At 59.7% G+C, this 15,999-nt stretch carries 13 protein-coding genes; 7 read left to right on the forward strand and 6 right to left on the reverse strand.

All coding sequences use genetic code 11. The features are described 5' to 3' along the window. The first annotated feature begins 124 nt into the window (after positions 1 to 124). From ACA073_RS23185 to ACA073_RS23210, 6 genes are all read left to right on the forward strand, one after another. Positions 125 to 781 (forward strand): DedA family protein, encoded by a 657-nt coding sequence (locus tag ACA073_RS23185; protein ID WP_497399778.1) that lies wholly within the window; start codon positions 125 to 127, stop codon positions 779 to 781. Positions 782 to 784: 3 nt separating this feature from the next. After that, positions 785 to 1,597, forward strand: coding sequence for a M90 family metallopeptidase (locus ACA073_RS23190; protein ID WP_497399780.1), 813 nt, complete (start codon positions 785 to 787; stop codon positions 1,595 to 1,597). Positions 1,598 to 1,710: 113 nt separating this feature from the next. Further along, positions 1,711 to 2,238 (forward strand): inorganic diphosphatase, encoded by a 528-nt coding sequence (ppa, locus tag ACA073_RS23195; protein WP_008052339.1) that lies wholly within the window; start codon positions 1,711 to 1,713, stop codon positions 2,236 to 2,238. A gap of 223 nt (positions 2,239 to 2,461) precedes the next feature. Continuing rightward, entirely contained in the window at positions 2,462 to 3,214 is a 753-nt protein-coding gene (locus ACA073_RS23200; RefSeq protein ID WP_497399783.1) for a S24 family peptidase, read from the forward strand. Between the two features lie 464 nt (positions 3,215 to 3,678). Further along, positions 3,679 to 3,918, forward strand: a complete 240-nt coding sequence (locus ACA073_RS23205) for a type II toxin-antitoxin system RelB/DinJ family antitoxin (RefSeq protein ID WP_497399785.1) — start codon at positions 3,679 to 3,681, stop codon at positions 3,916 to 3,918. Further along, complete coding sequence (locus ACA073_RS23210; RefSeq protein WP_497399787.1) at positions 3,908 to 4,210, forward strand: type II toxin-antitoxin system RelE family toxin; 303 nt, start codon at positions 3,908 to 3,910, stop codon at positions 4,208 to 4,210. Before ACA073_RS23205 ends, ACA073_RS23210 begins: the two co-directional genes overlap by 11 nt. Before the next feature lie 72 nt (positions 4,211 to 4,282). Here ACA073_RS23210 and ACA073_RS23215 read toward each other — a convergent pair whose 3' ends face one another. The 6 genes from ACA073_RS23215 to ACA073_RS23240 are packed head-to-tail and all read right to left on the reverse strand — an operon-like array spanning position 4,283 to position 14,460. Next, positions 4,283 to 5,098 carry a YfaP family protein gene (locus ACA073_RS23215; protein ID WP_497399789.1) on the reverse strand — a complete coding sequence of 272 codons (816 nt, stop codon included), beginning with the start codon at positions 5,096 to 5,098 and terminating at the stop codon, positions 4,283 to 4,285. A gap of 3 nt (positions 5,099 to 5,101) precedes the next feature. Beyond that, positions 5,102 to 6,721 carry a DUF2300 domain-containing protein gene (locus ACA073_RS23220; protein ID WP_497399791.1) on the reverse strand — a complete coding sequence of 540 codons (1,620 nt, stop codon included), beginning with the start codon at positions 6,719 to 6,721 and terminating at the stop codon, positions 5,102 to 5,104. Between the two features lies 1 nt (position 6,722). Beyond that, the gene (locus tag ACA073_RS23225) at positions 6,723 to 11,288 is read right to left on the reverse strand and encodes an alpha-2-macroglobulin family protein (protein ID WP_497404210.1); all 4,566 of its coding nucleotides are present in this window, start codon (positions 11,286 to 11,288) and stop codon (positions 6,723 to 6,725) included. Beyond that, positions 11,285 to 11,935 carry a DUF1175 domain-containing protein gene (locus tag ACA073_RS23230; RefSeq protein WP_497399793.1) on the reverse strand — a complete coding sequence of 217 codons (651 nt, stop codon included), beginning with the start codon at positions 11,933 to 11,935 and terminating at the stop codon, positions 11,285 to 11,287. The genes ACA073_RS23225 and ACA073_RS23230 overlap by 4 nt, the downstream gene beginning before the upstream one ends. Continuing rightward, the gene (locus ACA073_RS23235) at positions 11,920 to 13,632 is read right to left on the reverse strand and encodes a DUF2138 domain-containing protein (protein WP_497399795.1); all 1,713 of its coding nucleotides are present in this window, start codon (positions 13,630 to 13,632) and stop codon (positions 11,920 to 11,922) included. The genes ACA073_RS23230 and ACA073_RS23235 overlap by 16 nt, the downstream gene beginning before the upstream one ends. 36 nt (positions 13,633 to 13,668) lie before the next feature. Continuing rightward, on the reverse strand, positions 13,669 to 14,460 hold the full coding sequence (locus ACA073_RS23240; RefSeq protein ID WP_497399797.1) for a YfaP family protein: 792 nt from the start codon (positions 14,458 to 14,460) through the stop codon (positions 13,669 to 13,671). A 275-nt stretch (positions 14,461 to 14,735) separates the two neighbouring features. On the opposite strand from ACA073_RS23240, the gene ACA073_RS23245 reads away from it, so the two are divergent. After that, the gene (locus ACA073_RS23245) at positions 14,736 to 15,881 is read left to right on the forward strand and encodes a Fic family protein (protein ID WP_497399799.1); all 1,146 of its coding nucleotides are present in this window, start codon (positions 14,736 to 14,738) and stop codon (positions 15,879 to 15,881) included. Positions 15,882 to 15,999: the final 118 nt, after the last annotated feature.

Raw genomic sequence — 15,999 nt, forward strand, 5'->3', positions numbered from 1 at the left:
TTCACTTTTCAGCCCGTATAATGCCGACCTTTCCGCTTGCAAGAAAAACTACACTCGTCAGTAGCCTTAAGCGAATTCATCCGCACAGGCCTGCTGAGTCTCGCCGTCACCACAGGTGCCCTCCATGGATTTCAACCCGCTCGACCTTATCCTGCATCTCGATGTCTACCTCGACTTGCTGGTAAACAACTACGGGCCATGGATCTACGCCATTCTGTTTCTGGTGATCTTCTGCGAAACCGGCCTGGTGGTGATGCCCTTCCTGCCGGGCGACTCCCTGCTCTTTATCGCTGGCGCTGTGGCGGCCGGTGGCGGCATGGACCCTGTACTGCTGGGCGGCTTGCTGATGCTCGCGGCAATTCTCGGTGACAGCACCAACTACATCATCGGACGAACGGCGGGCGAACGTCTGTTCAGCAACCCGAACTCGAAAATCTTTCGTCGCGACTACCTGCAACAAACCCACGACTTCTATGATAAGCACGGTGGTAAAACCGTGACCCTGGCGCGTTTCCTGCCGATCATCCGCACCTTTGCACCGTTCGTCGCAGGTGTAGGGAAGATGCCTTATCCGCGTTTCTTTGCCTTCAGCGTCCTTGGCACCCTCCTTTGGGTGGGCGGCCTGGTGACCCTCGGTTACTTCTTCGGCAACGTCCCGTTCATCAAGCAAAACCTGTCGCTGCTGGTGGTCGGAATCATTCTGCTGTCGCTGGTGCCGATGATCATCGGTGTGGTCCGCAGCCGCTTCGGCAGCAACGCGTCCAAAGCCGAACCACGCTGAGCGATGTGGTCGCTCAGCGCCTGGCGGCGCCGGCGCATCCTGGCCAGACACCCGATTGCCGACGACATGTGGCAGCGGGTCCGTCATCACCTGAGTTTTCTCGACGGCATCAGCGCAACTGAAGACCAGTGGCTGCGCGAAGCCAGTGTGCTGTTCCTCGAAGACAAACACCTGACCGCCCTGCCCGGCGTCGAACTCCATCAGGAGCAACGTTTGCTGCTCGCCGCCCAGGCGCAATTGCCCTTGCTGAACCTGGGCGATCTGAACTGGTATCAGGGTTTTCACGAAATCGTCCTTTACCCCGACGACTTCCTCAGCCCGCAGCGCCATCGCGACGCCAGTGGCGTCGAGCACGAATGGGACGGCGAACACAGCGGTGAAGCCTGGCAGCAAGGCCCGATCATCCTCGCCTGGCCCGGCGTGATGGCCAGCGGCGGCTGGGAAGGCTACAACCTGGTGATCCACGAACTCGCGCACAAACTCGACATGCTCAACGGCGATGCCAACGGCCTGCCACCGCTGCACGCCGACATGCGCGTCAGCGATTGGGCCAGGGTCATGCAAGAAGCCTACGACGACCTCGACCGGCAACTGGAGCGCAATCCGGACGCCGAAACCGCCATCGACCCCTACGCCGCGGAAAATCCCGCCGAGTTTTTCGCTGTCACCAGCGAATACTTCTTCAGCGCCCCGGATTTGCTGCACGAGGCGTATCCTCAGGTGTATGAACAGCTGAAGCTGTTTTACCGGCAGGACCCGTTGACGCGGCTGAAGCAACTTCAGGCCCATAACCCGGTCTATCAGGCACACGACTAAGGTCTACACGACCTCTGGTACGTGGCGTCATCGGCGGAATATGCCTATAATCGCCGCCACTTTTTGGTCAATCCGGCCAAGTGTTTTTGGTCAACTAACGGGGGCACCGCCCAATGAGCTACAGCAAGATTCCGGCTGGCAAAGACCTGCCGAACGACATCTACGTCGCGATCGAGATTCCGGCCAACCACGCGCCGATCAAATACGAAATCGACAAAGACAGCGATTGCCTGTTCGTTGACCGTTTCATGGCCACCCCGATGTTCTACCCGGCCAACTACGGTTACATCCCGAACACCCTGGCTGACGACGGTGATCCCCTCGACGTGCTGGTCGTGACCCCTTACCCGGTTGCTCCAGGCTCCGTGATCCGCGCCCGTCCGGTCGGCATCCTGAACATGACCGACGACGGCGGCGGCGATGCCAAAGTCATCGCAGTCCCACACGACAAGCTGTCCCAGCTGTACGTCGACGTGAAGGAATACACCGACCTGCCACCGCTGCTGATTCAGCAGATCGAGCACTTCTTCGCGAACTACAAAGATCTCGAAAAAGGCAAATGGGTGAAGATCGAAGGCTGGGCCGGTGCAGATGCCGCCCGCGACGCGATCACCAAGTCGGTTGCTGCCTATAAAGGCTGATCGCCGCTTCTCACGAACGGCTATAACAAAGAACCCCGGTTGATCCGGGGTTTTTTGTGGGCGTTTGAATATCACATTCAACGGTAGGTTTAACTGGCGGGCAAACCGGTTTTTTCTTGTTTAATTTTTACAAAAGACGTCTTACATCAGGACTTAAATTTCACGCCAGATTTGATCGTTTTGTTGAATCAAAGCCTTATGCCGCACGGCTAGACTCGTGTTTATGAAAAAGAACAAAACCTGCGGCCCACGATTCAGAATGCTCCTGAAAGAGTTCCAAATCACGACAACGAGATTTGCCGAATTCCTGGGCATTCCCGACCCTCAAACTGTCCATAACTGGTATGCCCGCGGAGTGCCCGACTACCGCATGGAGGATGTCGCCAGAAGACTGTCCGTGAACACCGAATGGCTGAAAACCGGCGAAGGACCGAAAGACGCCAGGGAATTGCATCTGATCGATGCATCCGGCAACACCTTCGACGCCCAGTCGATCCGGGGCACCTATCGGGTGATCGAGCCAATCGATATCGAACTGCCCTTTTACAAAGAAACGGCCATCACGCCTGGCTCCGACAAAACCCACGTCATCAAAGACCCCAGCGAATCGATCCGCCTGCCGCGCAGCGATCTCGACTCCCTGGAAATCATTCACGCCGATGCCATCTGCGCCCGCATGGTGGGCAACAGCATGGCCGAAAAAATTGAAGACGGCTCCATCGTCGCCATCGACCGCGGGCTCACGCAAATCGTCGACGGAGAAATTTACGCCATCGAACACGACGGCATGTTGCGCATCAAATACCTGAGCCGGGTACCGGGCAACGCGATTCGCATGCGCAGCCACAACAGCGCCGATTACCCGGATGAGGTATTCAGACCTCCGCAAATCGAAGAAGAAAACATCAGGGTGCTGGGATGGGTGTTCTGGTGGTCGACCCTTAACAAACGCAGACCGCCGGTGCCGTTCTTGTAGCTTATTTATCGACACGCCCATTTCTACAGATATCACACAAACCTTGTGGGAGCGGGCTTGCTCGCGAAGGCGGTGGAACATTCACCTTCAAAACCCGGATCGGCTACTCGCTCCAGAGCAACCTGACAGCTCTACCCCCGCACCAAGCTGGGAATTCCCCAAAAAAATCAGTATGATGCGCCCCACATTTGCGCATCACCCGCCCCGCGGCTCTGATCGCACCGACAAGGCAGATGATTTTCTCGCCGAGTCCCACAGCCGGACGCAAGATCCGGGTGTACGTTTTGAAGGCTGGCGCGGTTTACCAAAAATGAACCAAGCCAGTCCCCGAGAAGCCGGCCACAAGCCGGCTTTTTAATGTCTGGAAGAAAGCACACCTGTCGTCTGAAAACACTGAGTCAGGGGTTGTCGGCCTAGGTAACTATTGCTACCGTAACGACAAACGTCATTACAGGTATCTACCCATGGCTTCCATCAACATCCGCATCGACGATGACCTGAAGCGGCGTTCATTTGCCGAGCTGGAAAAACTCGGGGTAACGCCCTCCGAGCTTCTACGCCAAACCCTTCAGTACGTTGCCGAGCGCGGCAAGCTGCCTTTCAAAGCTGCACTACTCAGCGAAGAGGATGAAGCACTCATCGCCGTCGTCACCGAACGCCTTGCCTCCCCTCAGCGAGTCAAGGTAAGCCTGGATGATCTATAGCCTCGAATTTGATCGTCGCGCGCTGAAAGAGTGGAACAAACTGGGCGACACGTTGCGCCAGCAGTTCAAAAAGAAGCTCGCCGAGGTGTTGGAAAACCCTCGCATCGAAGCTAATCGGCTTCGTAATTTGCCAGATTGCTACAAGCTGAAGCTACGCAGCGCCGGCTATCGCTTGATCTATCAGGTACTTGATGAAGAGGTTGTGGTGTTTGTGATCGCAATTGGAAAGCGCGAACGTGAAGCCGCTTACCAGGATGCGCAGGACCGAATCGGTCAGCAGCCTGCTGACTAAATAGATTTGTCGCAGCACTCCTGCGACAAATGTGAAACGGATAGTGTCAGCACCGCTGTCACAATCACTCCCTCACGGATAACTAAACCCCTTAACCAACGTCAACTCCCCCACCGCCCGCATCGGCACCAGAAAAGTCTCCATCTTCTCGTTCGGCGTCCCTTCCTCGGTAATCACCGTCACCTGCGCCGTGGTCAGCGGCTGAACCGCGTCCTCCTGCCCCTCTTCATCACTCCGATACCCGCCCCCAAAGTAATTCACATACACCAAATACTGCCCTTTGATCGGCGCAGGCATGGCGAAGATTTCCGGGCCATACCCCGTCGTCACGTCCACATCCAGCGCCGCGCCATTCGGCACAACACGATCGCCGTACCAGATGTGCGCGCCATCGGGGGTGATGAGGTGCAAGTCCAGATCCGTACCGTCGCTGTCCCAGGCCAGCAACACCCGCAATTTCGCCGGGGTGGCGCCGCCACTGGCGTTGAGGAACTGTGTGCGATGGCGTTGTTGGCCATCGGGGCTGCGGACTTCGACGCTGTTGCTGCCGTTGGGGAACGAGAACGGTCGGTCGAAGCGGCCAGCGGGATCGATCTTCAGTGGCATGCTGACGCCGTTGACGATCAACCGGCCCGGCTCTGCGGACTTGGGCGTGGCTTTGATCTGGCCGGTAATGCGTGCGGTATTCGCCTGTCCCACCGGCGTATTCACCGAGGAAGCCGGGTAGTTGACGGTTTGGCGGAAGTTTTCACCTTCGCCCTCGACCGCACCCGTGCGCCAGCCACCGACGGGGGTGTCGAGTTTGACGGTGCTTTCAGCCGCAACAAGCGTCGGCAACACGCAAAAAGAACAAAGGAACAGGAAGACCTGTGGATAACGGAGTTTCATGGCCTATTCCAGCAAGAGGTGGCGGGCGAGCCCTTCGATGTAGGTTTCATCCTGGCCGTTGGGGTGTGCTTCGAAGGCCAGGTGCAGGTATTCGTGGGTCAGGTCGAGGCGATCTTGCAGGGACAGGACGCCGCGCACATAAATGCGCTGGCGTTCGCGGTCGACGTACGGGCGGCCGAAGGCCAGGCGGCAGACAGCGAAAGTGCTGACTTCGTTGTAGCCGGTTTCGCTTTCGAGGCGTTGGCGCCAGCCGCGACGTTGGGTTTGCAGCCAGTTTTGCGCGGCGGGAAGCGCTTCGCAGGAAGCGACGGGGTTGTCCCAGCGGCTGAGGCTCGCGCGCGGGTAGGCGTGCAGCAGGATGGCGTCGTAGCGTTGGCCGGCGTTGGCTTGTTCGACGGCATGTTGCCAGGAGAGTTTGTCCGGGCCGGGTTGGTCGGAGTGGTAGGTGACGGCGCTGCCGGCGAGAACGAGGTCGCTGGTCCATGCGGCGATGTTGCGCGATTCGGTCGTGGCTGGGCGTGGGGCAACGCGTTGGCGGCTGCTGCTGTCGTCGATGCTCAGGCAGTCGCCGTTGCGGGTGGCGTTTTGCAGAAGGTAAGTGCGGATGGCGATGGCGAGGGCTTTGGCGGCTTCGGCAGGTTCGGGTTTGGCTTCCCGTTGCAGGACGCGGGCGACGTACTCTTCGCGGTCCAGGCGGGCGACGAGCTTGTCCTTCAACAAAAACAGTTCGCCGTCGCTGTGGATACCGAGCTGGTTGCCGTTGGTAAATTCGACGCGAAAGTCGCCCTGCATGGGTCCGGAAGAAACAACACGATCCCCCGCCAGAACGCGCCCGATCGGATAGCGAGAAAACAATCCGACCACAACGCAGCGCCCTGCATCCAAAGGCCAATCAACCGGCAACACAGAAGCCAACACCCCACCGTAATTGCGCAGAACCATCTGACTGGTCCCCCGCCCACCGGCCCAGATCGGCGTGCCATCCGCCAGCCAACCCGCAAAACCGCCCTGACGCGACGACGGACCCTGATCCCCCAACCAGCTCCAGGTCTTCACCCGCAATCGGCTACCGAGTTCGCCCACGACATTGCCGTCAGCGGCGTTCAACACCACGTCCAGCAACACCCGTCGTGCCTGATCCTGTGCCGGCAACACGGCCAACTCCTTAAGCAATTCAGCCACCGAAACCCGCGTGGATGGCTGCAACGAAGGCAAATCCAGCAGCCACTCCGGCGCCTGCCGCGTTTGCCAATACGTGCGCCAATCTGCGCCAGTAATGCCTAACCGCGCAGGCTCAAAATACAACCCGCACGACTTCACCAACGCCTGATCCCGTTCAATCCTGCCGCCAGCCGTGCAGCAATAAACTTCTTCTTTCGATTGTCCGCGACATTCGTAAGGCGACTCATGAGCGCCGGTATCCACCAGCCAGCCGTAGACAAACAACTTCCACAGGCTGCCCAACGGCGCCTGCAAATCAGCAGGCAACGGCTCGCGAGAAATCACCTGAGTCCGGCTCAACGAAAGCAGCTCACCTTTAAAGGCCAGACGCAGCGGCTCGTCCTGCGCTGTCGCCAGCACAGGGATCAAGCACAACCACCACCAGAGCAAATGCCGGGTCATGTCAGTTGACCGTGACCTGACCAAGCGCCGGTTTCTGCTCCTGGGCCTGATGTTGCGGCGCGTAGACCTGAGTGAAGCGCACCGGCGGCAGGTTGAACTGGCCCTTCTGCGAGAAGCGCACCAGGTGACGCAAACGCAATTCGCCGCTCAGAGCATCCACCGGAATCGCGTAAGCCATCTGACCCGGTTCGAAGCGCGCCTTCTCCAGCGCAGTCGGTTCAGTGCCGGACTTGCCCATCAACTTGATGCCCCACGTGGTGCGCTCGACATCCGCACCCGGCGGCAGTGGCACTTCGATCATCCCGTAGCGCAGCGGCTTCGCGGCTTTGCTGGTGATGATCACTTCGTCCAGGTACAGGCTGTCGCTGGACAACGGCTTGGTGCCGACCGCTTCCAGCTTGAAGGTGAAGGCTTCGTCACCCGGCACCAGACGCGACAAGCGACGGGTGATGGTCACCGCCATCGGATCCACCGACGGCTGTCTAGTCTGAAAGCTCAACGCTGCACGCAACGGACGCTCTTGCACCCCGGTCAGCGACAACACCGCAGGCACGGGCGAAGCGCCCTGCCACGTCCAATACATCTCACCGGTATCACCGTAGTTTTTCCTCCAGCCCTCACCCGGTGCCAATGCGATAGTGGGCGAAGCCTGCTCGATGCTGCGTTGCAACCAGGTCAGCGCCAACGCGCGTTCCAGGGTCGATTGCTGTGGCAGCAACCGTTGCAACAACGCTTGCGCGTGAGCCTGGTCGAAGGCTTGCAGCGACAGGTTCAACGCTTCGGCAAACGGTTGAGAGCTGGCGGCCAGACGCTGTTGTGCATCGGCCACTTGCCGATTGAAAACATCCGGCAGAGTGACCTTCGATTGATTCGCCAAAGAAGCGGTCAACGCACGCGCCGCCGCCAGACCCAACGCCGAATCCGGATCGCTCATGACAAGGCTGTCTTCGCCATCTTCCAGCAGATTCGCGGCATTGCCCTCGCCCGCTTTCGCCAGGTCATCCATCAATCCGCTGAGCAAGGTATTCACCGGCAAATGCATCTGTTTGGCGAACGACAGGATCAACGCTCGCTGCAACAGCGGCGTGTTTTGGGCCTGCTTCGAATACACCTCCAGCACCCGCCACCAATGCTCCGGCGGAAGGCTCAGCTCCAGTGCTTGGCTGGCGTGCCAGTCGGCGTAGTAGGCGTACGCGGTGAGGAACGCATCCGGTTCACCGTCCATGCCCCACCAGGTGAAGCTCGCTGACGGTCCGGCCATTTGCACCAGTCGCAGACGGCTGTTTTGCATGATCAGACGCAGGCGATCACGGATCTGCGGATTCGACGACAAGGTCGGATACGCAATGCTCAACGGCAGCAATCGACTGGCCGTCTGCTCGACGCCGCCGTACGGATAGCTCAACAGATCATCGAGTGCTGAACGGAACAGCGCTTGCGGACTGTCATCCAGACGCAGGCGAATGTCCGTTGCGTCCGCCGGCAAGCTCAGCGGTGTATCGCCGCTGGCCACGTCCAGACTTTGGCTTTGCGTGACCTGCCAACCTTCGCCGGTCGCGGTCAGGCGCACGGCCAGGGCGTCGGCGATTTTGCCGTCCTGCACCAACTCGGCCGTCCACTCACCAGTGGCCAACGCAAACGCCGGCAGTGCGATGTAGTTGATGCCGTTGTTCAGGGTGACGGGCACGCGCTGTTCGGCGCCTGCGTAATGAATCACCAGCTCAGCCTTGACCGGTTTTTCCGCCTGACTGAAGGCGAACACACCGAGATCCGGTTTGTCGCCGGTACGGAATTTGGTCGGGCCGCTCCACTTCAGGTACAGCGGTTTTTCCGAGCGCACGAATTGCTTCTTCTGCCCGACCTGACCGTCATCGGCAATGGCTCGCGCGGTAATGCGCCAGCGGGTCAGCGAATCCGGCATTTTGAAGGTGAAGCGAGTTTTGCCATTGGCGTCGGTGATCAATTCCGGTTGCCACGCGGCGGTGTCGACGTCTTCGCGACGCGGCCGCTCCAGCACTTTCACGCCACGTTCGCTGCGGTTGGCTTTGCCCGGTGCACCAGGGCTGCCCGGCAATGCGACGTCGTAGCTGATGAACGACAAACTGGCGCTGGTGCGCACGTTGTTGCGGCGCGGGTGATAGAAGAACTGGTCGATGGTCGGCGCGACTTCCGGTTGCAGCGCGTAGACCATTTCATCGACCACGCTGACCGTCAGGTGCGCCGGCATCGGCTTGCCGGCGAACTGGGTGGTGAGGTCGACGGACACGGTATCACCCGGTTGGTATGCCTCTTTGTCGGTGGCGATGGTCACATCGATCTGCGGCGCAATCACCTTGATCCCGGCGTTCTGGAAGCTGTATTGACCGCCCTTGGTGTAGAGAACGGAGAAGGTCAGGTTCGGCGCGAAATTATCCTTCACCGGGATGCGTGCGCGGTATTGGGTCTCGCTGAGTTTTTCCATCTTCAGCCAGTCGCTGCCCTTGGACAGCAGCGCCGTGGCCTCGACCTTGTCGCGCTCCAGCGATAGCAAGGCATCGCTGACGGGCTCTGGAAAAGTGATCAACGCAAGTGCTTCGTCGCCCGCCTTGTACTCGGGTTTATCGAGGACGATTTCCACAGTGCCGGGCACGGCTTTGACGCCGTCGCCAGTGACCGAATGGCCGGTCGCACCGACCACTCGACCATGCTCATCCTTCAATGTCAGGTTGTAAGTGCCGGGACGGTCGAAGGCCAACGTGAAGCTTTTATCACTGGCGGCGAGTTTGCCTTCGCCAGTGCTCTGGTCTTCCAGACGCACCCAGCTGTAGCTGCTCGGCGTGACGGTTTTACTTTGCTCGCTGCCACCTTCATTCAGATAACTGAAAGCAACCTTGTCGCCCACCGCACTGAACCGCTGCGGCGCACGCAGACTGAAACTCGCCGCGCCACGGTCGATGAGGATTTCCTTGGTGGTCCTGACCCGATACGCCGCACCATCGCTGGCAAAAACGGTGAGCATGTAACGGCTCGGTTTCTCGGCGGCCGGCAGGTCGAGGGTCGCGTTGCCTTTGGAATCGGTGGTCAGTTCGGTACTGGTCAGCTCCACCGGGAATTGCCCGAGGTATTGCAGCTCGTTATCGACCATCGACAGTTGCTGGGCGCGCAGGCTCAGGGTCAACTTGGCGTCGGCCACCGGTTTGCCGTCGGGGTACAGCAGCACCAAACTGCCTTTCACCGGTTCGCCGGTGCGGTAATCCTGCTTGGACAGGTTCAGGGATATTTCGAAGTGCGGTTTGATGTATTCGGCGACGCGGAAGGCGCTGCTGTAGGCCTGATCCTTGTAGCTGAAACGCAGTTCATAACCGCCCGCCACCGCGTTGTCCGGCAACTGGAAACGACCTTGAGTGCCGGCCTTGGAATCGAGTTTCAGCGCCAGCGATTGCAGCGCCGTGCCCGTTGCGTCGAGCACCGTCACGTTGACGTCGGCAGCGGTCGGCAACACCGAATCGCGCGCGTTCTTGAACTCGCGACCAACGATTTTCAGCGACACCCAATCCCCCGGCCGATACAGCGGCCGGTCGGTGAACGCATAGAGTTTGGTGTCGTAGATTTCGCTGTCGTAATAGAAGTTCTCGGAGACGAACACCCCGCCCTCTTCGTCCTCGCCGATCACGAACGAACGCTCCGGGCTGACGTGTTTCAGACGCAACAAACCATCGGCATCGGTGACACCGCTGCTCATCACGCCGAGGCCATCGGTCCACAGCACATTGACCTTCGGCACCGAACTGCCTTCGTGTTTGCGCGCAGCCCAGACCACCAGTTCATCACCGGCAATCTTGCTCACGGCCACAGTGTTGGAGACGAAGACCATGGTCGTTGCGCGGTACTTGCCGATCAGCGCTTCCACCAGATACAGGCCCGGCTTCAAATTGCCCAACGGGATGTACACGTTGCCGGGCGCGACCGTGCCGAACTCGCTGGAAGAACCGGCCAGGTTCACACCGGTAGGCGGCTGGATCGGTTTGGCTTGCCACAGCGGATAACGGAACTGGCTGACCACCGGCAGGCCCGGAATCAACGCGAATTGCGGCTGGGCATCGTAAGGCGTTGGCGCGGCAATCGCGGTGCCCATCTTCAGCTCAGGCACTTCCTCGGTGACTTGTTTACGCGACTCGTAGGAAAACGCCCGCTGCATCACGCGACGGGATTTGCGATACCAGTTATCCCACAGGTACGCGAGGGTATTCGACAGGCCTTCGCCCTTGAACTGGCCGTCGCTGACCACGCGGTGCAGGTTCTTCTGGCGCTTGAGGAAATCCAGCGGTTTGTCGATGCGGTACACGCGAATGTCGGCGCCGCCGTAAGGCTCCATGCGGAAGCGGCGATAGTCGCGGCCCGGCGCTTCGAGACGGACCATCGCCTGCTCGTCACTGGCGAAACTACTGTCGGCCAGCAGGAAAAAGCTTTCACCGGCCACCGGCGTGTAGCCGCTCGGCTCGACGGTGTCTTCGGCATTCACTGCCGAAAAAGGCAGTACCAATACCAACAGTAGAGACAGAAAGCGCAGCATGCGGGCACCGGTCATTGCGTGAGAAAGTTCAGTCGATAGACGCCGATGAAGTTGGGGTTGGCTGCGTCGGGTATCCATCGGGTGTCCTTCCATGTCATGAGTTGCTGCAGGCTCGCGGAACGCATGCCGTTGTCAGTGGGAGTCGTTGTGCCGGTGTGATAGGCGATGAAGCGGCCCATCCAGATCATCAGGTGCTGGTCGTCGCCCTGATCGAAAAACATTAGGTCGCCGGGCCGGGCTTGCGCCAGGTCGCGGCCAACCAGATGACTGTTGAACTGAATCAGTTTGATTGCGTTGACGTACGGCCCGACCTTGCCGCCGCCCTGCTGCCATTGCTGAGCGAGACCGCGTTGCGCCTCGCTCAGTTGCAGCTCCGGCGGCAGGTAGCGGTTGGACAGGCCATTGCTGCGCAGCCATTTGTCGTCATGGTCTTTCAGCGCTTCGTTGGCGGCGAAACGGACCAGCCCGGCGCAGTCCTGCTGATACCAGCGCGGGCTCGGGCCCTGGGTCAATTGTTCCTGGGCGATGCGCACGAACCAGGCACGGAACACCTGGGATTGCTGCACGTCGAGCGGCGCGGTTTCGCTGGCGAATGCGCGGCTGCCCAGCAACATCGCCAGCAGGCCGAGGCCTCGGATGAGTGCGGTCACAGGGCTTTCCATTCCAGCGGCAGCCATTGCCAGTGGCCGTCGGGTTCGCTGCCTTCGGGCAAGGTCAGGGCATATTTTCCGTAGTCGCCGAGCTGGCGCAGTTTCGGAATCAGGTAGGTTTGCGCGGCGTTGTAAAACACCGGCTCCATGTCCTGCGGCAGGCTGTCGAGGGTTTCCTGCTGCATCAGTTGCGCCATGGAATCCGGGCCGAAGTAGACCGGCATCAGCAGGTCTTTCGGCACCACGTCGGCCATCGGCGGGAAGCGTTTGTCGAGGGTGCCGAGGGCCTTGTCCACGAGTTTGTCGTCGAGGGAAAACAGCAGCGTCGAACCGTGACGCGCCAGGCTCACGCGCATGAACGCCTTGCCGGTGATCGCGTCCGGGTCCTCGGCGTCCTTGGCTTTGTAAGGGCCGAAACTGGAACTGACCTGACGCTGCCAATGGTGACTTTCGCCTTCCTTTTTCTCGACCACCGGGAACGCGTGCTCTTCGACGTTACCTTCGTAGGCGCCGACCATCGAGCTGAACAAGTTGCCCAGGTCACCGTCGAGTCTGGCGCTGTCGTCGTCATTCAGACTGGCCACCAGCAGCGGTGTGTACAGCCGCGAATCGGCGTACCAGCACAGGCCGGCGGCACCGGCCATGTGTTCGGTCAATGCCTGGGCCACGGTCTCTTCGGCGCCGAGTTTTACCAGCAACGGTTTCTGTTGTTCGGCGGCGAGCGGCAGAGCCACGCAAGCACTCGCGCCCATCGGCATGGCTTGCCAGATCGGTTTGAAATCGAAGTCCGGCTGGTTTTCCAGTTCGTCCATGGCGAGAAAGCTGTGCCAGCCTTTGTCGTCCATGTCGAAACGCAGGCCGGCGAAGTTCGGGATGAAACGCTGGTAACCCATGGCCAATACGCTGGAGTTGACCGAGAGGCGTTGTTTCACTTCAGGCGCCCGGGGTGGCAGGCCGAAGGCTTCGGGGAACAGTTTCTGGCCACCGAGCAGTGCTTCCAGGGATTGGGTCGAAACCATGCCGCGCTCATCGGTCAGGCCGCTGGCGGTGTCATACAGTTTCGAAGGATTCGACAGCACCACCAGCTTGTCGCCATGGGACGCGAACACCAGCGCTTTGCTGTTGTTGTAGGTGAGCTGATACAGCGGCACCACATCGCCGGCCACTTTCATTTCACTGAGCCGGGTCAGTTGCGAATCATCCAGTGCCACTTTGGCGAGTGGCTCCAGCACCTTGGCCAGACCACCGCGATCCATCACCAGCAGGAAATCCTTGAGCCGACCATCCGCCCCGCGCCACAACGCCACGTCTGCCGGTTGATCGAAAAGCTGTTCGATCAGGCTGTCCTGCAACTTCAGGTCATGTTCGTAGATGATCCGCCGCAGACTGCCGATCAAGCCGAGGCGATCGGCATGGGTTTCGTAATAGAAGACGAAATCTTCGGTCAGGGTTTCCTTGAGGAACGGCACCGCCAGCAAGTCCTTGGGCAACTGGCTCAGGGAATGGGTTTCGAGCAGACCGTCCGGGCGGCTCATGCCCAGTTTGTCGCTGGCAAGTGTAGCCGGCGGCGCCTTGGGTTTGTGCATGAACCAGCCCAACCCGCCCGCCACGCCGGCCACCAGAAGCAGTCCGGCCAGCAGCACTGGCCAGCGCCGGGAAGGTTTGGCAGCAGGTGCGTCGGCGGCCGGGGTAACAGTGTTATCGCTCATGTTCACAACGCCCAATTCATCCGTGGTGCGGGATGCTTAATAGTTGAAAGTCTTGACCAGCAGCAGGTCACCGATCGCGCGCAGGGGCACGATGAAGGTCTCGCGTTTTTCGTCGACGGTGTTTTCGTTGAGCACCAGGTTGATCTGCGAGGTGATCACCTCGTTCTGGTTGCTGGTCTCATCGAAGTTATAGCCGCCGCTGCCGAAGTTGCCCCAATAGTTCACGTAAACCAGATAGGTGCCATGCAACGGCGCGGTCATGGTGAACATTTCCGGGCCGGGGCCGTCGACGCCGTCCGGGTCCAGGCCACCGCCGTTGCTCATCGCCGGGCGAGCCCAGAACGCGTGTTGACCGTCGGGGGTAATGATGTGCAAGTCGAGTTCAGCTTTCGGATCGTCCCAACCCAGCACCACGCGAATCCGCGCCGGGGTGCGCAGGTTGTTGGCTTCATAGAATTGAACGCGCTTGAGCGACTGGCCTTCGATACTGCGCACTTCGACGCTGTTGGAGCCCGCGCCGAATGCGTACGGCCGGGCGAAACGCCCCTGGTCGTCGGTGTACAGATTCAGTGGATTGCCGTTGACCGCCAGCGTGTGCGGCCCGCGTTGAGTGCCGATGGCCTTGAGCTGGCCTTCGATCATCGTGCGATTGCGTTGCACACCGCGGTCGATGGGCGGTGTGGGATAGGCGACTTGCGGATTTTCGCTGCGGTCCAGCAGGCCGTTGTAACGCCAGCCACCCACCGGTTCCGACAGCTCGGCCGTCGGCTCGGCCCACGCAGCGGTCGCGCAGCCCCACCCCATCAGGAATAGAAAAAATGAACGCATGTGAGGCCTCCTGCCATGCATAACGAAACCTTGCGCCTGATCCTCGGCGCGTTACAGATCCAAAAACTGCGTTTCGTCAGAAAGACCCGTGACTAATGGGTCGTTTAAGGCGCGAAGGTTAGCCATTTGGCGGGTTTTTAACAATCGGATCCATCTTGAATTGCGGTAGAGGTCACGGAGGTTGCTGGACGGTGAGCCGAATAGGCGTCATATTCGGCTCACCGAATGAGCCGAATAGCGTTTTTAATCGGCTCACACACAAGAGCACCTAGTTCATGGCACCTCACTGGATCTGGCAGCAACCTGATTGGCCGAACTTCAACTGGCAAGCCGAGCGCCTGGCGCCCATGCTGCGCGAGTGCGTTCAGGCGCAAGGGCGGTTGATGGGCATGGCCAGTTCGGTGGGCAGTTCGTTGAGCGCGCAAAGCGAACTGGATGCTTTGCTGCAGAACATCGTCACTTCCTCCGCCATTGAGGGTGAGCAACTGAACGTCGGTTCTGTGCGGTCGTCGCTGGCACGGCGATTGGGTCTGGAACTGGTTGATGGCGATCAAGTGAGCCAGCGTAGCGAAGGCTTGGCGCAGCTGATGCTAGATGCCACTCAGCATTTCGCCGAGCCGCTGACATTGGAGCGACTGCTGGATTGGCATGAATGGTTGTTTCCCGAGCAGGACGCGGCCCTCGCGGCCCGAGCGATCCGTATCGGCGCACTGCGCGGTGATGATCCGATGCAAGTGGTATCCGGCCGCCTCGACAGACCGACCGTTCACTTCGAAGCCCCACCTCGCCTTGGCCTGGAGCGACAGCTCGACACCTTCCTCACCTGGTTTGAAACCAGCCGAAGCCATGTAGATCTCGATCCATTGCTACGAGCCGGCATCGCGCACTTCTGGTTCGTGACGCTGCACCCTTTCGACGATGGCAACGGTCGCCTTACGCGAACGATCACCGACCTGGCATTGGCTCAGGGTGAAGCGCAGGCGATCCGATTCTATGCCATGTCAGCGAGCATCCTTGAGGATCGCTCAGGCTATTACCGGGTACTGGAACACAGTCAGAAAGCTACGTCGGATATCACAGGATGGCTGGAATGGTTTCTGCAAACCTTACTGCGCAGCTTGCAGCAGGCCATGGCGCGGATTGAATCAGTGCTCGGCAAGGCGCGTTTCTGGCAGGCGCATCGGGAGTCCGGACTGTCGACCGAACAGATGAAGGTCCTTAACCGTTTGCTTGATGGTGGGGAGCGAGGTTTCGCAGACGGGATCAGCGCAGCTCAGTATCAGGCTGTGGCGAAAGTATCCAAAGCCACCGCGACCCGTCATCTGGCTGAATTGCTGGAGAAAGGCTGCCTGCAAAGGCTGCCCGGTGGCGGGCGCAGCACTCGTTATCAAATCAATTATCCAGATGACTCAACACAATAACCTGTTGAAACACAGGCCTGTGGGAGTGGGCTTGCTCGCGAAGAGGGAGTATCAGTCACCATTGTTGGTGTCTGATATTCCCTCTTCGCGAGCAAGCCCGCTCCCACAGGGATGACCC

This window comes from Pseudomonas sp. LBUM1670, from assembly GCF_059695695.1.